At 65.3% G+C, this 22,070-nt stretch carries 22 protein-coding genes and 1 tRNA gene; 18 read left to right on the top strand and 5 right to left on the bottom strand.

Annotated elements, in window-relative coordinates; all coding sequences use genetic code 11:
• From ilvN to BJ997_RS11215, 8 genes are all read left to right on the top strand, one after another.
• Nucleotides 1–510, top strand: a complete 510-nt coding sequence (ilvN, locus tag BJ997_RS11250) for an acetolactate synthase small subunit (protein WP_183323453.1) — start codon at nt 1–3, stop codon at nt 508–510.
• 2 nt (nt 511–512) lie between these two features.
• On the top strand, nt 513–1,583 hold the full coding sequence (gene ilvC, locus BJ997_RS11245) for a ketol-acid reductoisomerase (protein WP_084141132.1): 1,071 nt from the start codon (nt 513–515) through the stop codon (nt 1,581–1,583).
• A 90-nt stretch (nt 1,584–1,673) separates the two neighbouring features.
• Entirely contained in the window at nt 1,674–2,318 is a 645-nt protein-coding gene (locus BJ997_RS11240) for a DUF998 domain-containing protein (protein ID WP_152602125.1), read from the top strand.
• Nucleotides 2,319–2,370: 52 nt separating this feature from the next.
• A complete protein-coding gene (locus tag BJ997_RS11235) occupies nt 2,371–4,038 on the top strand; it encodes an alkaline phosphatase D family protein (protein ID WP_035836058.1) in 1,668 nt (555 codons plus the stop codon).
• Nucleotides 4,035–5,351, top strand: coding sequence for an alkaline phosphatase family protein (locus BJ997_RS11230; RefSeq protein ID WP_236628878.1), 1,317 nt, complete (start codon nt 4,035–4,037; stop codon nt 5,349–5,351). Before BJ997_RS11235 ends, BJ997_RS11230 begins: the two co-directional genes overlap by 4 nt.
• A gap of 179 nt (nt 5,352–5,530) precedes the next feature.
• The gene (locus tag BJ997_RS11225) at nt 5,531–6,829 is read left to right on the top strand and encodes an Nramp family divalent metal transporter (RefSeq protein ID WP_035836059.1); all 1,299 of its coding nucleotides are present in this window, start codon (nt 5,531–5,533) and stop codon (nt 6,827–6,829) included.
• 48 nt (nt 6,830–6,877) lie between these two features.
• A complete protein-coding gene (locus tag BJ997_RS11220; RefSeq protein WP_035836060.1) occupies nt 6,878–7,366 on the top strand; it encodes a hypothetical protein in 489 nt (162 codons plus the stop codon).
• Nucleotides 7,363–7,719, top strand: coding sequence for a hypothetical protein (locus BJ997_RS11215; RefSeq protein WP_052542098.1), 357 nt, complete (start codon nt 7,363–7,365; stop codon nt 7,717–7,719). The genes BJ997_RS11220 and BJ997_RS11215 overlap by 4 nt, the downstream gene beginning before the upstream one ends.
• Here the strand turns inward: BJ997_RS11215 and BJ997_RS11210 are convergent.
• Nucleotides 7,716–8,111: a DoxX family protein gene (locus tag BJ997_RS11210; protein ID WP_035836061.1), complete on the bottom strand. Its 396-nt coding sequence runs from the start codon at nt 8,109–8,111 to the stop codon at nt 7,716–7,718. The two genes, BJ997_RS11215 and BJ997_RS11210, sit on opposite strands and share 4 nt — an antisense overlap.
• 88 nt (nt 8,112–8,199) lie before the next feature.
• Between BJ997_RS11210 and serA the strand changes: the two genes are divergently transcribed.
• Nucleotides 8,200–9,792, top strand: a complete 1,593-nt coding sequence (serA, locus tag BJ997_RS11205; RefSeq protein ID WP_035836062.1) for a phosphoglycerate dehydrogenase — start codon at nt 8,200–8,202, stop codon at nt 9,790–9,792.
• A gap of 12 nt (nt 9,793–9,804) precedes the next feature.
• On the opposite strand, the gene BJ997_RS21780 is transcribed toward serA, so the two are convergent.
• Nucleotides 9,805–10,389, bottom strand: coding sequence for a TetR/AcrR family transcriptional regulator (locus BJ997_RS21780; protein ID WP_276512152.1), 585 nt, complete (start codon nt 10,387–10,389; stop codon nt 9,805–9,807).
• Nucleotides 10,390–10,603: 214 nt separating this feature from the next.
• Here BJ997_RS21780 and BJ997_RS11195 point away from each other — a divergent pair, with 214 nt between their 5' ends.
• Nucleotides 10,604–12,049: an MFS transporter gene (locus BJ997_RS11195; RefSeq protein WP_152602127.1), complete on the top strand. Its 1,446-nt coding sequence runs from the start codon at nt 10,604–10,606 to the stop codon at nt 12,047–12,049.
• 23 nt (nt 12,050–12,072) lie between these two features.
• Here BJ997_RS11195 and BJ997_RS11190 read toward each other — a convergent pair whose 3' ends face one another.
• A complete protein-coding gene (locus tag BJ997_RS11190; protein ID WP_035836064.1) occupies nt 12,073–12,324 on the bottom strand; it encodes a DUF6458 family protein in 252 nt (83 codons plus the stop codon).
• A gap of 100 nt (nt 12,325–12,424) precedes the next feature.
• On the opposite strand from BJ997_RS11190, the gene BJ997_RS11185 reads away from it, so the two are divergent.
• From BJ997_RS11185 to BJ997_RS11175, 3 genes are read left to right on the top strand one after another with little or no spacing between them, the layout of a single operon-like run.
• Nucleotides 12,425–13,507 (top strand): 3-isopropylmalate dehydrogenase, encoded by a 1,083-nt coding sequence (locus tag BJ997_RS11185; RefSeq protein ID WP_035836065.1) that lies wholly within the window; start codon nt 12,425–12,427, stop codon nt 13,505–13,507.
• Complete coding sequence (locus tag BJ997_RS11180) at nt 13,504–14,616, top strand: branched-chain amino acid aminotransferase (protein ID WP_035836066.1); 1,113 nt, start codon at nt 13,504–13,506, stop codon at nt 14,614–14,616. Before BJ997_RS11185 ends, BJ997_RS11180 begins: the two co-directional genes overlap by 4 nt.
• A 25-nt stretch (nt 14,617–14,641) precedes the next feature.
• Nucleotides 14,642–15,382, top strand: coding sequence for a fumarylacetoacetate hydrolase family protein (locus tag BJ997_RS11175; protein ID WP_035836067.1), 741 nt, complete (start codon nt 14,642–14,644; stop codon nt 15,380–15,382).
• A 1-nt stretch (nt 15,383) separates the two neighbouring features.
• On the opposite strand, the gene BJ997_RS11170 is transcribed toward BJ997_RS11175, so the two are convergent.
• A complete protein-coding gene (locus tag BJ997_RS11170; protein ID WP_035836068.1) occupies nt 15,384–15,986 on the bottom strand; it encodes a TetR/AcrR family transcriptional regulator in 603 nt (200 codons plus the stop codon).
• A 79-nt stretch (nt 15,987–16,065) separates the two neighbouring features.
• On the opposite strand from BJ997_RS11170, the gene BJ997_RS11165 reads away from it, so the two are divergent.
• Both BJ997_RS11165 and BJ997_RS11160 read left to right on the top strand, forming a co-directional pair.
• Nucleotides 16,066–17,085, top strand: coding sequence for an NADP-dependent oxidoreductase (locus BJ997_RS11165; protein ID WP_035836069.1), 1,020 nt, complete (start codon nt 16,066–16,068; stop codon nt 17,083–17,085).
• Between the two features lie 54 nt (nt 17,086–17,139).
• Nucleotides 17,140–17,847: a type 1 glutamine amidotransferase domain-containing protein gene (locus BJ997_RS11160; RefSeq protein WP_035836070.1), complete on the top strand. Its 708-nt coding sequence runs from the start codon at nt 17,140–17,142 to the stop codon at nt 17,845–17,847.
• 85 nt (nt 17,848–17,932) lie between these two features.
• Here BJ997_RS11160 and BJ997_RS11155 read toward each other — a convergent pair whose 3' ends face one another.
• On the bottom strand, nt 17,933–19,012 hold the full coding sequence (locus BJ997_RS11155) for an aminotransferase class V-fold PLP-dependent enzyme (RefSeq protein WP_035836071.1): 1,080 nt from the start codon (nt 19,010–19,012) through the stop codon (nt 17,933–17,935).
• Nucleotides 19,013–19,093: 81 nt separating this feature from the next.
• On the opposite strand from BJ997_RS11155, the gene BJ997_RS11150 reads away from it, so the two are divergent.
• From BJ997_RS11150 to BJ997_RS11140, 3 genes are all read left to right on the top strand, one after another.
• The gene (locus tag BJ997_RS11150) at nt 19,094–20,053 is read left to right on the top strand and encodes a LysR family transcriptional regulator (protein WP_035836072.1); all 960 of its coding nucleotides are present in this window, start codon (nt 19,094–19,096) and stop codon (nt 20,051–20,053) included.
• Complete coding sequence (gene gltX / locus BJ997_RS11145; protein WP_035836073.1) at nt 20,046–21,575, top strand: glutamate--tRNA ligase; 1,530 nt, start codon at nt 20,046–20,048, stop codon at nt 21,573–21,575. The genes BJ997_RS11150 and gltX overlap by 8 nt, the downstream gene beginning before the upstream one ends.
• Nucleotides 21,576–21,686: 111 nt before the next feature.
• Nucleotides 21,687–21,758 (top strand) — tRNA-Gln (locus tag BJ997_RS11140).
• The last annotated feature ends 312 nt before the right edge of the window (nt 21,759–22,070 follow it).

Below are 22,070 nucleotides of genomic sequence, written 5' to 3'. Positions count from 1 at the left end.
ATGACGAGTCACGTTCTGAGCCTGCTCGTCGAAGACAAGCCCGGCCTCCTCACCCGAGTGGCAGGTCTGTTCGCTCGCCGGGGTTTCAACATCGAGAGCCTCGCCGTTGGCCACAGCGAGATCAAGGGCCTGTCCCGCATCACGATCGCCGTCGACGTCGAAGACGTTCCGCTCGAACAGGTGACGAAGCAGCTCAACAAGCTCATCAACGTCATCAAGATCGTCGAGCTGGACTTCTCGCAATCCGTTCAGCGCGAGCACCTGCTCATCAAGGTGCGCGTCGACAACGTCACGCGTTCCCAGGTGCTCGAAGCCGTCACCCTGTTCAGAGCCCGCGTTGTCGACGTGTCGACGGATGCCATCGTGATCGAGGTCACGGGTGACACCGGCAAGACCCAGGCCCTGCTTCGGGTGTTGGAGCCGTACGGCATTCGCGAGCTCGCCCAGTCGGGCCTCCTCGCGATCGGCCGCGGTTCCAAATCCATCACCGAACGAGTCTTCAAAAACTGACCCTGCTTCACGCAAAACGACCAACACCACAAGGAGAACCACACGTGTCTGAGATTTACTACGACAAAGACGCCGACCTGTCGATCATCCAGGGCAAGAAGGTGGCCGTCATTGGCTACGGCTCACAGGGACACGCCCACGCGCAGAACCTGCGCGACTCGGGTGTCGAGGTCAAAATCGGTCTGAAGGCCGGCTCGAAGTCCATCGCGAAGGCCGAAGAGGCCGGATTCTCCGTGCTCAGCACAGCGGATGCCGCGGCCTGGGCCGACGTCATTGTCATCCTCGCTCCCGACCAGGTTCAGCGCCACCTCTACGCCGACGACGTGCTCCCCAACCTCGCTGACGGCAAGGCTCTCGTCTTCGGACACGGTTTCAACATCCGCTTCGGTTACATCGAGGCTCCCGAGGGCGTCGACGTCGTCATGGTCGCTCCCAAGGGACCTGGGCACACCGTGCGCCGCGAGTTCGAAGCCGGTCGCGGCGTTCCCGTGATCGTCGCCGTCGAGAAGGATGCGTCCGGCAACGCCTGGCCGCTCACGCTCAGCTACGCCAAAGCGATCGGTGGCCTGCGTGCCGCCGGCATCAAGACCACGTTCACCGAAGAGACCGAGACCGACCTCTTCGGCGAGCAGGCAGTTCTCTGCGGCGGCGCCTCGCAGCTCATCCAGTACGGCTTCGAGGTTCTCACCGAGGCCGGCTACCAGCCGCAGGTGGCCTACTTCGAGGTTCTGCACGAACTCAAGCTCATCGTGGACCTTATGTGGGAGGGCGGCATCGCCAAGCAGCGCTGGAGCGTCTCCGACACGGCAGAGTACGGCGACTACGTCTCCGGCCCCCGCGTCATCGACCCCAGCGTCAAGGAGAACATGAAGGCCGTTCTCGCCGACATCCAGAACGGCGCGTTCGCCGAGCGCTTCATCAAGGACCAGGACGCCGGAGCACCCGAGTTCCTCGCGCTGCGCAAGAAGGGCGAAGAGCACCCGATCGAGGCCACCGGCCGCGAGCTGCGCAAGCTCTTCTCCTGGAACGCATCGAACGACGACGACTACGTAGACGGCGAAGCAGCCCGCTAGCCAGCACAACCACAGGGGCGGGGCCGATTCACGAGATCGGTCCCGTCCTTTCTTTTAAGGAACGGGAAGGTCATCCCGGAAAGGTTGTCCGTGCCGAGAATCAGCCGACGAACATACGCCACGGCCGCCATGATCGGTGCGGCCGGGTACGCGGTCGTCGATACCGTGTTGCAATTCCTTCCCCCGCACTACAGCCCGATAAGCGACGCTGAAAGCAACCTCGCCGTCGGCCCATTCGGGTGGATCATGAACGTCAACTTTCTGGGCAGGGCCGTGACCTCCGCGTGTGCCGTAGGGGCGCTCGCAGGGCTGACCGGAGGCGGACCGCTGCGCCGATCGGGGCTGGTGTTGTTCGGGTTCGGCGGACTGTGTTCGGCCGTGCTCGCCTTTTTCCCCACGGACGTTCACCCCGATGGTGAAGCAGGACTGGTCGCCCACACGGCTGCGGGAGCCGTACATCTCACTGTCGCGACCGTCGGATTCCTGGCGGCTTTGGCGGGAATCACGACGCTGACGGGATGGCTCTGGCGCAGCGGATCGCTGTCCGGCGGCCGCGGCGCTGCAGTCGGTTTTACCGCCGTGGGCCTGGCCGGCCTCGCTTTTCTCGGCCTGACCATCGTGGCGGCCCCGGGCATGCTCGGGCTCGCCGAACGGATCTGCCTCGTCGGAATCCTCGGCTGGGTCTTCTTCGTTTGTCGGGAAATTCGAGGTCAGAGCGAGCTGAACAGCCGGTGAACAAAGGCTTCGTTCGTCAGGGGGAAACCACGGAGCCCCCCATACTGGGGGCATGAATTCTTTCACCCGACGCGACCTGTTTTCCGCCGGCGTATTCATCCTTGCGGGCGCCGCGACCGCGTCAGCGGGCAACGGCCCGGCCCGTGCGGCGACACTGACGGGACGGGATTCCACCGGATTCCACCACGGTGTGGCATCCGGTGATCCCCTTCCCGACGGCGTGCTGCTGTGGACCCGGGTGACGCCGACCCTCGCAGCGATCCCCGGTTCCGGAGTAGGGCCTGCCGTGGCCGTGGACTGGGAGGTCGCGGAGGACTCGGGGTTCCAGCGCATCACCGCACGAGGGCAGACGCCGACCGGCCCGGAACGTGACCACACCGTCAAGGTTGCCGTGGCGGGCCTGAATCCGGGCACGAACTACTGGTATCGATTCCGGTGTGCCGGGGCGCAATCGGCCACGGGCCGCACCCGCACCGCCCCCGCGGCAGACACCCGCATCGACCGTCTCCGTATCGGCATCGTCTCGTGCGCCAACCTGCAGGCCGGTTATTTCACCGCCTACCGGCATTTGGCGGACCGTGGCGACCTCGACGTGGTTCTGCACCTCGGCGACTACCTGTACGAATACGCGCCAGGCGAGTACCAGGCGCGCGACGTGGTCGTGCGACCTCACGATCCCGCGATCGAGATGACCACGTTGGAGCACTATCGCCGTCGCCACGCGCAGTACAAGCAGGACCCCGATCTGCAGGCCCTGCACGCTGCAGTAGGGTTCATCGTGACGTGGGATGACCACGAGTTCGCCAACGACGCATGGTCAGGGGGAGCGGAGAATCACACGGAGGGCGTGGAGGGCGCGTGGAGCGCGCGGCAGGCCGCTTCCCAACAGGCCTACGCCGAGTGGATGCCCGTGCGTTTTGAACCCCGCGGCCAGCTGTACCGTCGTTTCTCCTTCGGCACGCTCGCCAGCGTCTCGATGCTCGATCTGCGCACCTACCGCAGTCAACAGGCCGCGAGCGTTGCCGATCCGTCCGTTTCCAGCCCCGAGCGCACCATCACGGGGGCCGCTCAGATGGATTGGCTGCTCGATGGCCTCTCAGCCGCGACCACCCAGTGGAAGCTCGTGGGTAACCCCGTCATGATCACACCAGTGCGCTTTCCCTCCACGCTGTCGGCCGCCCAGATCGGCGGCGCCCAGAAGCTCCTGGGCGCCACAACGATCGACGGAGTACCCTACAACGTCGATCAGTGGGACGGGTACACGGCGGACCGAAGCCGGGTGGTCGGCCATTTGCGCGACCACGCCATTGTGGACGCCGTATTCCTGACCGGTGACATCCACTCCGGGTGGGCCTGCGACGTGCCAGCGGATCCGCTGACGTACCCGACGACCGGGGCATCCGTCGCCGCCGAGCTCGTCTGCACGTCTGTGACCAGCGACAACCTGGATGACATCCTCGGCGTGCCGGCGGGAACGGCATCGGTCGCCGTGGAAGAGGCCTTCAAGATAGCGAATCCACACGTCAAGTACCTCGACTTCGACTCGCATGGGTACTCCGTTCTGGATATCACACCCGCCGCCGTGACGATGGACTGGTACGTGCTCGCGGAGCGCACGAGCCCGGCATCGACTAGTGCACTCTCAACTTCGTGGCAGGTGCTGGCCGGAACCCGTTCGGTCACGGAACGCGTCGGAGCGGACCGGGGAGCGGGGCTGTGACGCCGCTGCCCGGCGCGGGGTCGGCGGCAACGGATCGTCGTCAATTCCTGAGGATCGCCATCGGGACGGGCGCCGCTGTGCTGTTGTCTGCCGCTCCCGGCGCGGTGTGGGCCGTGGCGCCGACTGCAGCAACAGCGGAGGCCGTGCCGGGGTCTCGCACGCGGGTGTACGTGCTGGTTGTCGACGGGTGCAGGCCCGATGAGATCACCACACACCTCACCCCTCGGTTGCACGAGCTACGCACTGGGGGAACGAATTTTCCCGCGGCCAGGTCGCTGCCGATCATGGAGACTATCCCGAACCACGTGATGATGATGACGGGCGTGCGCCCCGACCGCTCCGGAGTTTCGGCGAACGCCGTCTACGACAGGGCGGAGGGCGTCGTGCGCGACCTTGATCGGCCGACCGATCTCCGATTCCCAACTCTGCTCGAACGACTCCGGGAAACCGGTCGAACCACGGGGTCCGTGTTGAGTAAGGCATACCTGTTCGGCATCTTCGGTGAACGGGCCACTTATCGGTGGGAGCCATCACCCCTCGTCCCTATCACCGACCACGCCCCGGATCAGTTCACCATGGACGCTCTGATCGCCATGGTTGACTCCGCCGATCCCGACCTGGTCTTCACGAACTTGGGCGACGTCGACAGGGTGGGTCATTCCGACGTGACGGGCACCACGCTGCGCGCGGCACGCACGGCCGCGCTGGCCTCTGCGGACCATCAGGTGGGGCGATTCGTCGATCATCTCGTTGCCACCGACCGGTGGTCGAGCAGTGTGCTGATAGTCCTCGCCGACCACTCGATGGACTGGTCGATTCCGACCAACGTCATCTCAGTGGACCAGATTCTCTCGGGCCAGCCCGAGCTTCGCGACAACATTGTGATTGGACAGAATGGCGGGGCCGACCTGCTGTACTGGGTCGGTGCTGCGGAAACTCGCACCGCAGCGCTCGCCTCCGTGCGTGATCTTGTCCTGGCGCATCCCGGGGTGTTGTCCATCGCCGATCCCTCGGAGTTGCGCTTGGGGGTGGAGGCGGGCGACCTCGTGGTCTATTGCCGAGCGGGGTGGCGGTTCTCCGATCCGACCGTTGTGGCGAACCCGATACCCGGTAATCACGGGCATCCGGCGACCGAGCCAATCCCGTTCTTCATCACGGGTGGCAGCGACCGGGTGGGGCCGAGGAGAGTGCTCTCGGACCCCGCCCGCACGGTTGACGTCGCGCCGACCATCGGCGCGCTCTTCGCCCTCCCGCCGCCCGAGGGTGGCTACGACGGAGTGTCCCGATCGGGGGCCTTCACCCTGGTGGGTTGACGGCGCAGGGGGGCGCGGGCTCGACCAGAGCGAACTCGGCCCCAAAATTGTGCACGTAGACTGGCGCCAGTGCACGGATTCGGTCCGTGCCGAGGTCCTGTGCCCGGATGCACAGCATTGCCACACCTGCAGCGGTGGGGGGCCATCCGCCTCACAATGCCGTCAGGAACAGCCGCACCATGAGTTCACACAATAATTCCGGAGACGGCCTTGCTGTCGCCGATCCGGCTCTCAGCGATGGACCCGCTCCGAAATGGAAAATAGTCGGTCCGGGACTGGTGGTTGCCGCCACCGGAGTGGGCGCGGCCGACATGGTCGCGACGCTCGTGGCCGGTTCGCGCTACGGTTACGGCCTGCTGTGGGCCGTCATCCTGGGCGTCGTTCTGAAGATCGTGCTCGTCGAAGGCGCTGGACGCTACACCCTCGCAACGGGTAAGACGATCTTCGAGGGCTGGCGGTCGCTCGGCAAATGGACCACCTGGTACTTCGGGCCGTACATCATGCTCTGGGGCTTCGTCTACGGTGCCACAGCGATGTCGTCTGCGGCCCTTCCCCTCGCCGCTCTCTTCCCTGCCCTGCCACTTCCCGTGTGGGCCATTCTCATGGGACTCGCCGGCCTCACCATGGTGTGGTTCGGCCGCTACGCCATCTTCGAGAAGATCACGGCGGTGCTCGTAGGCATCATGTTCGTCACAGTCGTCGGGCTCGCGGTCATCGCCGTTCCCGACTTCCCGGCTATGATCGCCGGTCTCGTGCCCATCATTCCCGAAGGCGGTGTGCTCTACACGCTCGCACTGGCCGGCGGCGTGGGCGGCACCATCACGCTTGCGGCCTACGGTTACTGGCTGCGAGAAAAAGGCTGGTCGACGCCGCGCTGGATGAAGGTCATGCGCATCGACAACCGTATGGCGTACGTCATGACCGGTATCTTCGTGATCGCCATGCTCGTGGTCGGCGCCGAGGTCGTCAGTGCGGCCGGCATCACCCTGAGTGCTGGAGACAAAGGCCTCGTCGACCTGTCGACGGTTCTCAATGACAAGTACGGCGTCGTGGTGGGAACCGGGTTCCTTGTCGGATTCTGGGCGGCATCCTTCTCGTCGATCATCGGCGTGTGGAACGGCGTGAGCCTGATGTTCGCGGATTTCTGGGGCAACATGCGAGGCAAGGCCTCGGGCCACCCCGACACGCGCGTGGGTGGCAAGTACTTCAAGTTCTACCTGCTCTGGCTCACTTTTCCACCGATGATCCTGTTCCTGCTCGGCCAGCCGATCGGACTCATCCTCGCCTACGGTGTGCTCGGCTCGCTCTTCATGCCCTTCCTCGCGATCACCCTGCTGGGGCTGCTCAATGGGAAACGGATCCCTGTCGAGTGGAAAAACAAGCTGCCCACGAACATTGCGCTCAGCGTCTGTGCACTGCTCTTCATCGCGCTCGGGATCCAGCAGTTGATCACGGCGGTCAAGCCGCTTTTCGGCTAGCAGCGCTCACTCGACCCGGTACGGATGAGGGTGGGATATTCTGGAGCAATGACATCCAACCGGGACAACGACGCGTTGAGCTGGGGCGGTGACGACGACCCCACGCTCACGCCCGGGTCCGTCGAGCCGCAGTTGGTCGAAGGCTGGTCGATCCCGCACTCCACCGAGCAGGTTGAGAATACCCACGCGGCAGTCACAGAACCGGATGCCGAAGAGCCGAGGACATCGGATGCGGCCGCTCCCGACTTCGCCGGTTCAGCCGCTCTGGTGTTCATGGGGATTCTGGCCGGGGTCTACCTGCTCTACACGATCGGCTGGTTCATCGGAGCAGGCAGGATCGTCACCCCGGCCAGCACTGATCCCGTCGCCACCTTCATGTTCTCGCTCGGAACCTGGCTCGCCGTCGCGGCCCCGATCGTGTGGTTCGCAACATCGTTCTGGCTCACCAACGACCGGCCGCGCCTGCGCCTGACATGGTTGCTGATCGGGGTCGTCGTGCTCGCGCCGCTGCCCCTGCTCCTGGGAGGGAACGCATGACCGACGTCACCGAGACGGCCCTCGCAACCCGGCGACGCACTCCTGCCTGGCTGGCAGTGACAATTGCGGTGCTCTTCGGGCTGTTCTATGCCTACGACGTGTGGGAGGCCGTCGGAAACCTCGTGGGCCTCCTGAGCACTGTGCAGAGCCTCGACACGCAATTCAGCGCCTTCGGCTGGGTCGTGCTCATCGGGGCCATCATCGTTCCCGTCGTGCTTTTCGCCGGCGCGTTCTGGCTCGGACGCGCCCGAGCCCCGCTCGGGCAGGTGCTGCTCTACGGCGTGGGCCTGTGCGCATCCGCTGCCCTGTCCCTCGACGTCTTCGTCATGGGGTTGGGGCGTCTGCTCGTTTAGAGAATCGCGAGCACGATGAGCGCCATCAGCACGAGCTGGGCGATCAGCCGCGGCCAGAAGGGGATCGCCACCCGGCCGAAACGCTTTTTGTGGGCGGCCGCGTAGGCATTGGCGGGAAAGACAGCCGCGAGAAAGACGATGAGGGCGACGCCGGCCAGCGCTGCCGTGGCGGGCACCAGCAGCCCGAGCCCACCGGCGATCTCGCAGACACCGGTGAAGATCACGAGATTCCGTGGATTGGCCGGCCCGGCGACGCGCAGCCGTGGCGGGATCATGGCCGCCATGGTGCGCTGCACGGCCGGCCGGAAGTGCGTGATGCCGGCGCCGATGAAGACGATGGCAAGCAGGATTCGCAGGGCGAACTGAAGGTCAAGAAACGTCATGGTGCTCATCCGCCTATTCTGCAGCCAGTAGGCTGACTGTGTTTGGTGCCCTTGGTCGCGCCAACAACCAATCTATGCATTCTAAGGAACCGATTTAGTGTCGAAGCCCGTAGTTGTGATCGCCGAAGAACTTTCCCCCGCCACTGTCGATGCCCTCGGGCCCGACTTTGACATCCACCACGTCGATGGCACGGATCGCTCCGCGCTTTTCGCCGAGTTGGCCACCGCGCACGCCGTTCTGGTTCGTTCTGCCACGAAAATGGATGCCGAGGCCATCAAGGCTGCACCAATGCTGAAGGTCATCGCCCGAGCGGGCGTAGGCCTCGACAACGTGGATATCAAGGCCGCGACCGCGGCCGGTGTCATGGTGGTCAACGCCCCGACATCCAACATCATCTCGGCCGCCGAGCTGACGGTTGGCCACATTCTGAGCCTGGCCCGTCACATCCCGGCCGCGAGCGGCGCGCTGGCCGACGGCCAGTGGAAGCGTTCCAAGTACACCGGCGTCGAACTCTACGAGAAGACCATCGGCATCATCGGGCTCGGCCGTATCGGCGCGCTCATCACGGCACGAATGCAGGCCTTCGGCACAAACGTGATCGCCTACGATCCCTACATCACGTCGGCACGCGCCCAGCAGCTCGGCGTTACTCCGGTGTCTCTCGAGGAACTCCTTCAGAAGTCCGACTTCGTCACCATTCACATGCCGAAGACGCCGGAGACCACTGGCATGATCGGGGCAGAGCAGCTCGCCCTCATGAAGCCGACGGCCTTCGTCATCAACGTGGCTCGCGGTGGACTGATCGATGAGGACGCGCTCTTCGACGCTCTGACGGCGGGAACCATCGCCGGTGCCGGACTCGACGTCTTCGTGAGCGAACCGCCCACCGATTCTCGCCTGCTCGGGCTCGAGAACATCATCACGACACCGCACCTCGGTGCCTCCACCGACGAGGCACAGGAGAAGGCCGGCGTTTCAGTGGCCAAGTCCGTGCGCCTCGCTCTCTCCGGCGAGCTCGTTCCCGACGCTGTCAACGTTGCCGGCGGCGTCATCGACCCGTACGTGCGACCGGGCATTCCCCTCGTTGAAAAGCTCGGCCAGGTGTTCTCGGGCATCGCGGCGCACAGCCCGCTCACGAGCGTCGACATCGAGGTTCGAGGCGAACTCGTCGAGTTCGACGTGAGCGTTCTCAAGCTCGCCGCGCTCAAGGGGATCTTCACGAACGTCGTGAGTGAAACCGTCTCGTATGTGAACGCGCCGCTGCTCGCCGAACAGCGTGGCGTGACCGTGCGCCTGCTCACCGACCCGGAATCGCCGGAGTACCGTAACATCATCACCCTGCGTGGCGCTCTCGCCGATGGATCGCAGGTGTCGGTTTCGGGAACCCTCACTGGCACGAAGCAGATCGAGAAGATCGTCGAGATCAACGGCTACGACGTGGAGGTTCCCTTCGCGAAGAACCTGATCGTGATGCTCTACACGGACCGCCCGGGAATCGTTGCTGTCTACGGCCGCGAATTCGGCGCCGCCGAGATCAACATCGCCGGCATGCAGATCGCGCGCCACGAAGCGGGCGGCAAGGCGCTGAGCGTGCTGACCGTCGACTCCGAGGTGCCGGCCGGGCTGCTGGCCTCCGTGCGCGAGGCCATTTCGGCCGAGATCATGGTGGAGATCGACCTCACGGAGTAGGCGAACGTCGGACTACCCGACGCGGGTATAGAGCCGTGCGATAACGGTGAGTAGCCGGTCCATGCCCTCCGCCCCCGCCTCGACGGCGGGGGCGGAGGGCATCCCGGCCAGCGACGAGTTGCCGTACAGGCCGTCGCTAACCAGCATGATGGCCACTGCCGTGTCGTGGTCTCCCACACTGTCTTCGATGACGGTTAACCACTTCCTCCGGATGGTCTCAAGAGTTTCGATAGCCTGCTCGTGACGCCCCTGAGCCAGGCGCGTCGTGGCTATGAAGGATCGGTCCAGAGGGCTCCCCATGTTCACCGAACTGCGGATGAGATAGTCCACCGGCCCAGCGGGTGCGGTGCGGATATTCTCGGTGTCCTCCGCGGCCCGCACTTCGAGCCGGGCCAGCTGGGCATCGATAAGGGCGTCTTTCGACGCGAAGTGGTAGAGCAGGCCGCCTTTGGAGACTCCCGCCGCCGCCGCGACGGCACCGAGCGTGGCCGAACGTTCGCCGCCGTCAGTGAGGAGTTCCTCGAAGGCATCGAGGAGCCGCTCCATTGTTGACGATGCGGAGCGGGAGGAGGCGGCAGGCGACGATGCAGTGGGCATCACGCCATGGTAGCCAACCGGGATTGGTGTCATTGGACAACTATACCGTCCAGACGGTACAGTTGGCACGTGCCCGGCTCTTCGCTCGGCCAGATCAGAAGAGAGCCAGATCGTGTCATCCGTCACCTCAGCCCGTACAATTCACCCGTCTCCCTCACGGGGCGTCGGTAGGGTGACGGCGGATGCGCGACGATGGTGGGCACTCGCCGTGCTCATGCTCCCGGTTCTGCTGGTTTCGATCGACAACACAGTGCTGAACTTCGCGCTGCCAGCCATCTCCCTGGACACTCGGCCCACCGGAACCCAACTGCTGTGGATGGTCGACATCTACCCGCTCGTTCTGGCCGGTTTGCTCGTGACGATGGGAAGCCTGGGCGACCGGATTGGCCGGCGTCGCCTGCTCCTCGTGGGTTCAGCGGGATTCGGCCTCGTCTCGATTGGAGCGGCGTTCTCGCCGACGATCGAGTGGCTGATCGTGGCCCGGGCCGCCCTGGGCTTCTTCGGCGCCATGCTCATGCCGTCGACGCTGTCGCTGCTCCGTTCCATTTTTCTGGACAGGGACCAGCGCCGTCTCGCCATTGCCATCTGGGCGACAGGATTCGCCGCCGGAAGCGCGCTCGGCCCGGTGGTGGGAGGAATCCTGCTCGAGAATTTCGCCTGGGGATCGGTCTTCCTGCTGGCGGTGCCGCTCCTCGTGCCGCTGCTCGTGCTCGCGCCCCTGTTGGTGCCCGAATCACGTGACCCGCACCCCGGTCGTATCGACGTGACGAGCATTGTGCTCTCGCTCGCCACCATGCTTCCGGTCGTGTATGGCATCAAGGCTGTGGCGCACGACGGAATTACGGTGCTCTCGATCCTGCCCCTCGCGATCGGCCTCGGGATCGGTGCGCTCTTCGTGCGCCGGCAACTGCGTCTGCCCGTGCCAATGCTCGACATGAGCTTGTTCCGCAACGGCGCATTCGGCGGTGCCGTCGTCGTCAATCTGCTGAGCGTCACGGCGCTCGTGGGCTGCTTGTTCTTCGTCTCCCAGCACCTGCAGCTCGTACTTGGCCTCTCGCCGCTCACTGCCGGTCTCGTTCTGGTGCCGGGTCTGATCGCCATGATAATCGCCGGCCTTGTGGTTGTGCCGATTGCCCGGCGGGTTCGTCCGTCGCGGGTCGTTCCGCCGGCCCTGCTCGTGTCAGCGGGCGGATTCGCCATGATCGCGTTGAGCAACGGACAGATCGATGCCCCCGGAATCGCCATCGCTTTTCTGCTGCTCGGCGTGGGCATCGGTGCGGCGGAGACCGTGTCAAACGAGCTGATCGTGGCGAGCGCGCCGAAAGACAAGGCCGGTGCGGCATCCGCTGTCTCCGAGACCGCCTACGAGCTGGGCGCCGTTCTGGGTACGGCTGTTCTCGGCACGATCCTCACGGCGTCCTACCGGGCGGCCGTGAGCCTGCCCGATTCGCTCACGGTGGCGCAGCAGCATGCCGCAGGGGAGACCCTCGGCGGTGCCGTTGCCGTGGCGTCAGCGCTTCCAGCGGATGCCGCAGCCCAGCTGCTCTCATCTGCGCGGCACGCGTTCGACAGCGGTGTGGGGCTCAGTGCTTGGATCGGCGTTGCGCTCGTGCTCACCGCCGTCGTCGTTGCCGCAGTGAGCCTTAGGCGCGCGCGCTAAAAGACTCTGGCCAGGACTCCTGGTCAGAGCCCGTCGACTGAGTTTTCCTTGCGCGTGACCTGCTGGCCATTGGCCGGGTCGGCGATCGTGCGAACCGTGCTGACCGTGGAGTGCTTGCGGAACATGTAGATCAGCCCGATCACGAAGATGATCGCGCCGGCACCCATCATGATGTAACCGACGAAGTCCAGGTCGATCCATGTGACGCTCACATTCAGCGCCCACACGAGCACAGCGCCGACGACGAAGAGAAAAATACCCAGTCCGATACTCATGATGCCCGCTTTCTAAATGGTTTGAGCTTCTGTATAGCCTAGACACAACTTGGGCGGCAGTAGGGTTTGAGTACAGGATTCATCAGACGCTCGGAGTTATATGTCGCGCACCATCAAGCTCGCAGTCATTCCCGGAGACGGAATCGGACCCGAAGTCATTGCCGAGGCCGTGAAGGTTCTCGATGCCGCGACGGCTTCCGAAAACGTGAAGTTTGAGAAGACGCCCTTTTCCCTGGGCGCCGCGAGGTTCCTCGAAACGGGCGACGTGCTCACCGCCGAGGACCTGGCGGCGATCGCCGCCCACGACGCGATCCTGCTCGGTGCCGTCGGGGGAGTACCGGGGGATCCCCGGCTGGCCAATGCCAACATCGAACGCGGCCTGTTGCTCGGGCTACGTTTCTCGCTCGACCACTACGTGAACCTGCGCCCGACCGTGCTCTTTCCTGGCGTGCCGAGTCCGCTCTCCGCGCCCGGTAACGTCGACTTCGTCGTGATCCGCGAGGGTACTGAAGGGCCCTACGTGGGCAACGGCGGCGCGATCCGCCAAGGCACGCCGAACGAGGTTGCCAATGAGGTATCCGTCAACACCGCCTTCGGCGTGGAGCGGGTCGTGCGTTACGCCTTCGGAGTAGCAGCCGGAAGGGCGCGTAAGAACCTGACTCTCGTGCACAAGACCAACGTGCTCGTCTTCGCCGGCAGTCTCTGGCAGCGCACCGTGAACGCCCTCGCCTCAGAGTTCCCCGAGGTCACGGTCGACTACCTGCACGTTGATGCCGCGACGATATTTCTCGTGTCCAACCCGAGTAGATTGGATGTGATCGTCACCGACAACCTGTTCGGCGACATTCTCACCGATCTGGCCGCCGCCATCAGCGGGGGTATCGGCCTCGCCGCCTCCGGAAACATCAATCCGGAGGGGCGATTCCCGAGCATGTTCGAGCCCGTGCACGGCTCGGCGCCCGACATTGCGGGCCAGCAACTCGCCGACCCGACCGCAGCCATTCTCTCGGTCGCCCTGATGCTCGATCACTTCGGCCTCACGGATGCCGCAGCTCGGGTGAACGCGGCCGTCACAGCCGATGTCGTTGCCCGCACCACCACCGGCTCAGCCTCCGGGCCCCGCAGCACCGCCAGCGTCGGCGATGCCATCGTGGGCCTTCTGACACTCGAAGGACTTTCATGACCGACACCGTTTCTGCCCCCTACTCCCTGAAGTTCGCTCTCGTACCCTCTACCGAGCAGCGCGCCGAGACCGAGCGAGAGGCGATCCTCGCCGATCCCGGATTCGGTAAGCACTTCACCGACCACATGGTGACGATCGACTGGACAATCGAAGCCGGCTGGCACGACGCACGGGTCACCGCCTATGGGCCGCTCCAGCTCGACCCGGCCTCGTCGGTGCTGCACTACGGACAGGAGATCTTCGAGGGCCTCAAAGCATATCGCCACGCGGACGGTTCGATCTGGACATTCCGGCCCGAGAAGAACGCCGAACGCATGCAGCGTTCGGCCCGCCGTTTGGCCCTACCAGAGCTCTCGGTAGCCGACTTCGTCGAGTCGATCAAGCAGATGGTGGCCGTGGACAAGGCCTGGATCCCCTCAGCTCCGGAGACCAGCCTGTACCTGCGCCCCTTCATGATCGCCAACGAGAGTTTCCTGGGTGTGCGCGCTGCGCACCGCGTGGGCTATTACGTGATTGCGAGCCCGGCCGGCGCCTACTTCGCCGACGGCGTCGCGCCCGTGAAGATCTGGCTGTCGACCGAGTACTCGCGCGCCGGCCGTGGCGGTACAGGTGCGGCCAAGTGCGGTGGCAACTATGCGGCGTCGCTTCTGCCGCAGATGGAAGCCTACGAAAACGGATGCGCGCAGGTGCTCTTCCTCGACGGTGAAACCGGCAGTCACATCGACGAGCTCGGCGGCATGAACGTGTTCTTCGTGCGCGGAACCGACACCCTCGTGACTCCCCGTCTCACCGGCTCAATCCTGGAGGGCGTCACACGCGACAGCATCATGCAGCTCGCCCGGGACCGCGGCATGACCGTGGAGGAGCGCGAGGTGACCCTGGAGGAGTGGCGTCTCGGCGTCGAATCGGGTGAAATTTCCGAGGTCTTCGCCTGTGGAACCGCCGCCGTGGTCACGCCGATCAGCCAGCTCAAGGGCAAGGGCGTTAGCATTGGAGACCCCGATGCCCCGGCCGGAGACATCACGATGGCTCTCCGCCAGGAGCTCACCGACATTCAGTACGGCCGTGTGCCCGACCGGCACGGCTGGCTCACCCGCCTTGACGCTTGAGCGTCGAGCCTTTCGAACGGACAGTATGAAGATTGCGCGTTTCAGCCACGAAGGAGCGATTGCCTTCGGCATCGTCGACGACGATGAGCTGGTGGTGCTGAAAAGCGACCCGATGTTCGCCGGGTACGATCCCACGGGCGAGCGCGTCGAACTCGTCGACGTGAAGCTGCTCGCGCCGGTGATACCCCGCTCCAAGATCATCGCCCTGCGGGAGGGGTCCGGCCTCGAAAACGCGAGGCCGTCGTTTGTGCTCAAGCCCAACACCTCCGTTGTCGGCCCGGGCGATCCCATTGTGCTGCCGGGCCAGTCGAGCGACATCACAGTGACGGGAGCCCTCGCGATCATCATCGGTACGTTCGCCAAAGACGTGACGGTAGCGGATGCAGCGAGCAAGGTGTTCGGCTACACGGTGGCGGCCGACGTCACCGCCCGTGACCTCGAGCTGCTGCCCGAGCAGGCCGCCACGGCATCCGCTTTCGATTCCTTCTGCCCGCTGGGGCCTGTCATCGACACCGAGTTCGACCCGGAAACGACGGTCATTCACGGGCGAATCAACGACGGGCAATTTCAGAACAGCTCGGCCGGCGTGATGGAACACACCGTGGCCGAGGTCGTGGCCTTCGCGTCGAGCCTCTTCACGTTGCTGCCCGGCGACGTGATCCTCACCGGAGCCCCAGGCAGCTCGGGAACCATCGTGGCCGGCGACGCCGTGCAGATCGAAATTCCCGGTGTCGGCGTGCTCGTGAACTCGGTGCGCGCGGCCTGAGTCAGGCGCGGGGGCCCACCCACTCGTTGATGTGGGCGCCGGCGGTAGCCAGCAGGGCCACGGCTTCGTCGCGATTCACGCGCGAGATCAGCATGGCGCTCACCGACAGCGACGCGAGGGTGCGTACCCTAGCTTCGAGCGCGGCCGGATCCGCTTCGGCGCCCAGCCCTGCCGACACGATCGCGAAACGCAGCGCGGCGGCGAGTTCGGCCCTGTAGTCCTCGATGACAGCGCGGGTGGGGTCGTCGTGCCCGGCCAGGCCGGCCGCGCAATTCACCAGCAGGCAGCCCCGGCGCGGCGAGTCCTTCGGCAGGGTGGCGACAGTGCGGCGCAGTCCCTCGAAATACTCCAGCAGGGCGCTTTCGTTGGGGGCGGCGCTCTGCAGCACGGCCAGTCGTGGCCGGATCACCGAGTCGAGGTAGTCCTGCACGGCGGCGTCGAACAGGCCGCGCTTGTTGCCGAAAGCGTTGTAGAGGCTTGACCGGTTGAGGCCGGTCGCTCCCTCGAGGTCTGACAGTGAGGCCCTGTCGTAACCGCGGTCCCAGAACAAGTCGCGCGCGGCGCGAACGACAGTGTCTGCGTCGAAGCTCTGTATTCGCCCCATGTTGTCCCCTCAGGTTTTGTAGACTGATCGTTTCAGTATATTGTAAACCGATCAGTTCAAAACTAGCAGGGAGCCAGCCTTGACCGAATCAACCGTCAGTACCCAGATCCAGCTCGTGACTCGTCCGGTCGGCTGGCCCACGGCGCGCGACTTCCGCACGGTCTCCGTCGACCTTCCCGAGCTGGCCCCCGGGGAGGTGCGGGTCACCAACGAGTTCGTGTCCGTCGACCCGTACATGCGGGGCCGGATGAACGACGTCAAGTCGTACGCTCCGCCCTACGTCCTGGGTGAGGCCATGACCGGCGGCGCCGTCGGCCGCGTCGTTGCATCAGCCTCGGATACGATCAAGGTCGGCGATGTCGTGGTGCACCAGTTCGGTTGGCGCGATCGGGTTCAGGAGGGTGCCGCCGGCTTCCGCGTCGTGCCGGAGCTTTCCGGCGTGCCCCTTTCCGCTTACCTCGGCGTGCTTGGCATGACCGCCCTCACGGCTTACGTCGGCCTGCTCGATGTCGCCGCGTTCAAGGCGGGTGACACCGTATTCGTCTCCGGCGCCGCCGGGGCGGTGGGCAGCATGGTCGGCCAGATCGCTCGGCTGAAGGGCGCGAAGCGCGTCATCGGATCCGCCGGTTCGCCCGACAAAGTAGCCCTGCTGACCCAGAAGTACGGCTTCGACGCCGCTTTCAACTACCGGGACGGTGACATTGCCGGGCAGCTCGCCGCCGTAGCTCCCGACGGCATCGACGTTTACTTCGACAACGTGGGAGGAGAGCACCTCGAGGCCGCCCTCGCCACCTTGAACAACGGCGGGCGCGCCGCGCTCTGCGGCGCGATCTCCACGTACAACAACACCGAGGCAACCCCAGGCCCCCGCAACATGGTGAACATTGTCGGCCGTGGGCTGACGCTCAAGGGCTTCATCGTGGGCAACTACGTGCACCACTTCCCGGAGTTCTCCGCCGAAATGGCGGGCTGGCTTGCGTCAGGCGAGATCGTCTTCGATGAGACCGTCGTCGACGGGATCGACCACGCCGTCGAGGCCTTCCTCGGGCTCCTGCGCGGCGAGAACACCGGCAAGATGGTAGTCCGCACCGTCGCCTGAACGTCTCCACTCTCACATCCACTGATTCCGACCACACGTACACTCTGGAGAAAAATGCACTCCGTCCTCTTTGTTGTCAGCGCCGCTGATCACTGGACCCTCAACGACGGCACCCTGCACCCGACCGGGTACTGGGCCGAAGAGCTGGCCGAACCACACCGTCTCTTTAGCGAGGCCGACTGGGACATCACCATCGCGACGCCGAAGGGCATCGCCCCCACCGTCGATGCGGGCAGTCTGTCGGCGCAGGCGGTCGGCAGCGAAGATCGCCTCGCCGTCATCGCGGCCTACCTCAAGGCCATTAGCAGCGACCTCAACCACCCTCGGTCTATCGCGGACATCACGGTCGCCGACTACGACGTGGTCTTCTACCCTGGCGGACACGGACCGATGGAAGACCTCGCCGTCGACGCCGTCTCCGGACGCATCATGACCGAAGCCCTTGTCTCGGGCCGCGTCCTCGGCGTCGTGTGCCACGCTCCGGCCGCCATGCTCGCCGCGGTGCGCGAAGACGGCAGCTGGCCGTTCACCGGATACCGGATGACGGGCTTCACGAACGAGGAGGAGACGCTCGGCGGCCTCGCTCCGAAGGCGCCGTGGCTCGTGCAGAGTCGCCTGGTTGAACTGGGAGCCAACTTCGTCGCCGGAGCCGCATGGGTCCCGCACACGGAGATCGACCGCAACCTCTACACCGGCCAGAACCCGGCGTCCTCCGGTGAGCTGGCGTCTAAGATCCTGGCTGCGGTCCCCACGCGCGTCTAATCGGGCGTTCGTTCACAGACACTGCCCTCGTTCCCCCTCGGAACGAGGGTAGTGTGCTGTGCGGGCCGCCGCCCGGCTCAGCGGCTCAGCGGCGGAGCGCGGCCAGAGCGAGCGAGACGTCCTCCTCGTCGTTCCACACGTGGAAGGCCACCCGGGCCCGTCCTGCCCGCCCGGAGGCGGTGAGACCTGCGGCGCCGAGACGCCGCAGGTCCGCTCCATCCGGGTCTGGCCAGCTCAGGATGGCTTGGCCCTGCGGCTCGATTCCCATTCCCGCGCCCAGGGCGTCGGCGAGGCGGACACTGTGGTCTCGCACGGCGGCGAGGTCGAGGCGGCGAAACAGCTCAAGGGCGGGTTCGGCGCCCACCCACGAGGGCCAGGCGGGGGACACGTCGAAACGACGGGCATCCGCAGCCAGGGTCATGTCGGGGCCGTAGCAGGATGCCCATACGTCCTCGCCGGCATACCAGCCGGCCTGCACCGGGCGCAGGAGCACGCCGAACGCCGCCGCCACTGTGAGGAACGCGACCCCGCGGGGCGCGCATAGCCACTTGTAGCTGTGGCAAATCGTGGCATCAAAGGCGGATGCGTCAACGGGCATCCACCCGGCGGCCTGCGTCGTGTCGCACAGCGTGAATGTTTTGTGGGTGCGGGCGGCGGCGCCAATCGCGCCGGCGTCTGCGATGGCGCCGGTCGCGGATTGCACGAGGGAGAACGCGACGAGCCACGTGTTGGCATCGACGCTATCCGCCAGCTGGGCCAGGGGCACGTGGCGAACCGTGACTCCGCGGTACGCCTGCGCCAGGAATGGGAAGACCATCGAGCTGAAGTCCCCGTCGACGCACAGCACCTCGGCGCCGTCGGGAACGCTCGCGGCGACCATTCCGGCGATGACGGATGTCTGCGAGCCGATGGCGACGGTGTCGGGCGAGACGCCGACCAGGGCCGCGTAGCTCGTGCGAACGCGCTCGACGACCGCACCGTACTCGGCCGCGCAGGCCTCCCCGCGCGCCCAGCTCTCGCTGTCGGCGCGCATCGCGGCCAGCGTCCCCGCTGACGGCAGACCCAGGGTGCAGGCCGCGAGGTAGCCGCGTGCCCCGGCGAACTGCGCGCGGGCCTCGGCCACGCTCAACGAATTGCCGAAGGGTGAAGCGTCTGCGGTGGTCATGGAGTCAGCCTGTCGGAGCCAGATACATTCATCAATGGCCAATAATGAATGAAATGCATAAGCAGAGGTTATTCTTAGCGCATGTCCCAGCCACCTGCCCCCAGCCGCAATCAACTGGATGCCCAGGTACTGCGAGTCGTGAGATCGGTGCTCGAGACCGGCTCGATCACCGCCGCGGCCGTCGCCCTCGGCTTCAGCCAGCCCGCGGTCAGCCAACAGCTCGCCCGCCTCGAGAGTCGACTGGGAATGCCGGTGATTGAGCGCGTCGGTCGCGGGGTGCGGTTGACAGAGGCCGGCATGGTGCTGGCGCGTCACTCGCTGGCCGTGGAGACTGCGCTCGATGCCGCCGCCGGGGAGCTCGCGGAACTGGCCGGCCTGCGTTCGGGGCGGGTGCGGATCGCCGCATTCCCCTCGGCCTCGGCGGCCATTGTGCCGAGTGTTCTGGCGCGCATGCGAGCTCTGCATCCGGGGATCGCCGTCACGTACCGGGAGGCAGAGCCTCCCGAAGCCGTGGCCCTCGTGCGTGACAACAGCGTCGACCTCGCGCTCACCTTCAGCTATCCAGGCGACGTTGCGGACCCGCACGGCGAGAGCGCCCACGGGCTGCGCGTGACGGAACTTCGGCGCGAGGAGATTCGGGTCGTACTGCCGTCGCACCACTCCGCCGCCTCCGGGGCGGCCGTTGACCTCGCCGATTTGGCCGAGGAGGACTGGATCGCCGGCTGTCCACGATGCCGTGGGCACCTCCTGGAACTCTGCGTCCGTAACGGTTTCATACCTCGCATCGCGTGCGAAACCGACAATGTGGCGGCGGTCTTCGGATTGGTGGAGAACGGCATCGGTGTGGCGATTCTGCCCGTCCTCGCCATTGAGTCGGTAGGCTCCCGGCCGGGCGTGGCAATCCGACCCACGACAAGCCTCGACCATCGCACAGTGCACGCGGTCACGGCGTCCGGCGCTGAGCGCATCCCCGCCCTCGCTGCCACCCTCGCGTCCCTGGCCGCAGTGGTGGCCTCAACTAGAATCGACAGTAATGTCTGAGATCACTGCACACCCCTTCTCCACCGCCACCGGAACCGACGTTCGAGTGCGGTTCTGCCCCTCGCCCACCGGAACTCCGCACGTGGGACTCATCCGCACGGCCATGTTCAACTGGGCTTACGCGCGCCACACCGGCGGCAAGATGATCTTCCGTATTGAAGACACCGACGCCGCCCGCGACAGCGAGGAAAGCTACGGCCAGATCATCGAGGGGCTGCGCTGGTTGCGCCTCGACTGGGATGAGGGCGTCGAGGTGGGCGGCCCTCACGGACCGTACCGCCAGTCCGAGCGCTACGACATCTACCGCGACGTCATTGCGCAGCTCACGGCCTCCGGTCATATCTACGAGAGCTTCGCCACCGGCGAAGAGATCGAGGCGCGCAACGTGTCGCTCGGCCGCGACCCGAAAATGGGCTATGACAACTTTGAGCGCGACCTGAGCGCCGAGCAGAAGGCGGCCTACCGAGCGGACGGACGCTCTCCTGCCCTCCGACTGCGGGTGCCCGACACCGAACTGTCGTTCGATGATCTCGTGCGCGGCGAGATCACGTTCCCAGCCGGATCGTTCAGCGACTTCGTGGTCGTGCGGCCCAACGGGCATCCGCTCTATCCCTTCGTCAACCCCGTGGACGACGCGCTGATGGGCGTCACCCACGTGTTGCGCGGTGAAGATTTGCTCTCGTCGACACCCCGCCAGATTGCGCTGTACCACGCCCTGATCGACATTGGCGTGACAACCTTCGTGCCGCGCTTCGGTCACCTGCCCTTCGTTCTCGGTGACAAGAACAAGAAGATGAGCAAGCGCGAGCCGGAGTCGAACCTGTTCCACCACCGCGACCGCGGTTTCATCCCCGAGGGCCTGCTGAACTACTTGGCCCTGCTCGGCTGGTCGATCTCGCACGATCGCGACGTGTTCTCGATCGAGGAGCTTGTCGCCAAATTCGACGTGAAAGACGTCAACCCGAATCCGGCGCGCTTCGACCAGAAGAAGGCCGAGTCGATCAACGGCGACCAGATTCGCCTGCTCGAGGCCGCGGACTTCGCCGAACGCGTCGTCCCCTACCTTGCTGCAGCGGACGTGCTCAGCGAGCCGGCTAGCGACGCCGACCGGGCTGTTCTCGCGCAGGCCGCACCGCTCATCCAGGAGCGCATCGCGCTTCTCGGCGAGGCGCCCGCGATGCTCGGCTTCCTCTTCGTCACTGGGGAGAACCTTGTGCACGAAGCGGATGCCCTCAAGTCGCTTCCGCAGACCGCCGCGGAGATCCTCGCCGCGTCGAGCACGGCGCTGCGTGCCATTCCCGAGCCAGACTGGGCCACGGATCGCGTGCACACAGTGCTCAACGGGACCCTCCTCGACGGCCTCGCCCTGAAGCCCCGGGTGGCCTTTGGCCCGCTCAGAGTGGCCGTCTCCGGTCGCAAGGTGTCGCCGCCGCTGTTCGAATCCATGGAAATCCTGGGCCAGGCGGAAACCCTCGCGCGTCTCGATCGACTGGCACAGGTCGTGGGCACGAGCGCAGACTAGCCACCCACTGGCGGGCAGCCCGGCATCGAACACGCCGAGCTGTCCGCCGTTTTGTTGTCAAGGGCCTGCGTAGGTTAGGGTTGATCTCGGCCCGATCTTCGGATTAGGCATTGGGGTATGGTGTAATTGGCAACACGGCTGATTCTGGTTCAGTTGTTCTTGGTTCGAGTCCAGGTACCCCAGCTTTAGCCCCTGAGTTTCCGCGGAAACCAGGGGCATTTCTTGTTAACAGACACAGGCTTATTGGCCAAAGGTGCCACTTTGGGTGCCAAAAACGATTCCCCAACGCCCTTGCGGCAACAGCGGCCACGGTTAGCCCGGCCAACTACGGGTAGCTGCGGCCGACGACGGAATGACGCGTCGCACCTCTTTGTCATGACAGACAACGACGCTCACATCATGACTGCGGAGCAGGTAGCCGAGCTGTTGCAGGTCTCGCCACGCACGCTCTAAGAGTGGCGGCAGACTCGCACCGGGCCCCCATATCGGCGAATG

The organism is Cryobacterium roopkundense, assembly GCF_014200405.1.
GTDB classification, from domain to species: Bacteria; Actinomycetota; Actinomycetes; order Actinomycetales; family Microbacteriaceae; genus Cryobacterium; species Cryobacterium roopkundense.
The sequence above is the reverse complement of the archived record's forward strand: the minus strand, read 5'-3'. Positions and strand labels throughout refer to the sequence as shown.

Bases quoted from the DNA above. Each gene is read 5' to 3' on its own strand.
- BJ997_RS11210 (WP_035836061.1), bottom strand. From the start codon at position 8,111: ATGAGCACCATGACGTTTCTTGACCTTCAGTTCGCCCTGCGAATCCTG.
- BJ997_RS11180 (WP_035836066.1), top strand. From the start codon at position 13,504: ATGACCGACACCGTTTCTGCCCCCTACTCCCTGAAGTTCGCTCTCGTA.
- BJ997_RS11170 (WP_035836068.1), bottom strand. From the start codon at position 15,986: ATGGGGCGAATACAGAGCTTCGACGCAGACACTGTCGTTCGCGCCGCG.
- BJ997_RS11150 (WP_035836072.1), top strand. From the start codon at position 19,094: ATGTCCCAGCCACCTGCCCCCAGCCGCAATCAACTGGATGCCCAGGTA.
- ilvN (WP_183323453.1), top strand. From the start codon at position 1: ATGACGAGTCACGTTCTGAGCCTGCTCGTCGAAGACAAGCCCGGCCTC.
- BJ997_RS11215 (WP_052542098.1), top strand. From the start codon at position 7,363: ATGACCGACGTCACCGAGACGGCCCTCGCAACCCGGCGACGCACTCCT.
- BJ997_RS11175 (WP_035836067.1), top strand. From the start codon at position 14,642: ATGAAGATTGCGCGTTTCAGCCACGAAGGAGCGATTGCCTTCGGCATC.
- BJ997_RS11155 (WP_035836071.1), bottom strand. From the start codon at position 19,012: ATGACCACCGCAGACGCTTCACCCTTCGGCAATTCGTTGAGCGTGGCC.
- BJ997_RS21780 (WP_276512152.1), bottom strand. From the start codon at position 10,389: ATGCCCACTGCATCGTCGCCTGCCGCCTCCTCCCGCTCCGCATCGTCA.
- BJ997_RS11190 (WP_035836064.1), bottom strand. From the start codon at position 12,324: ATGAGTATCGGACTGGGTATTTTTCTCTTCGTCGTCGGCGCTGTGCTC.
- BJ997_RS11160 (WP_035836070.1), top strand. From the start codon at position 17,140: ATGCACTCCGTCCTCTTTGTTGTCAGCGCCGCTGATCACTGGACCCTC.
- BJ997_RS11220 (WP_035836060.1), top strand. From the start codon at position 6,878: ATGACATCCAACCGGGACAACGACGCGTTGAGCTGGGGCGGTGACGAC.
- BJ997_RS11185 (WP_035836065.1), top strand. From the start codon at position 12,425: ATGTCGCGCACCATCAAGCTCGCAGTCATTCCCGGAGACGGAATCGGA.
- BJ997_RS11195 (WP_152602127.1), top strand. From the start codon at position 10,604: ATGCTCCCGGTTCTGCTGGTTTCGATCGACAACACAGTGCTGAACTTC.
- gltX (WP_035836073.1), top strand. From the start codon at position 20,046: ATGTCTGAGATCACTGCACACCCCTTCTCCACCGCCACCGGAACCGAC.
- BJ997_RS11235 (WP_035836058.1), top strand. From the start codon at position 2,371: ATGAATTCTTTCACCCGACGCGACCTGTTTTCCGCCGGCGTATTCATC.
- BJ997_RS11225 (WP_035836059.1), top strand. From the start codon at position 5,531: ATGAGTTCACACAATAATTCCGGAGACGGCCTTGCTGTCGCCGATCCG.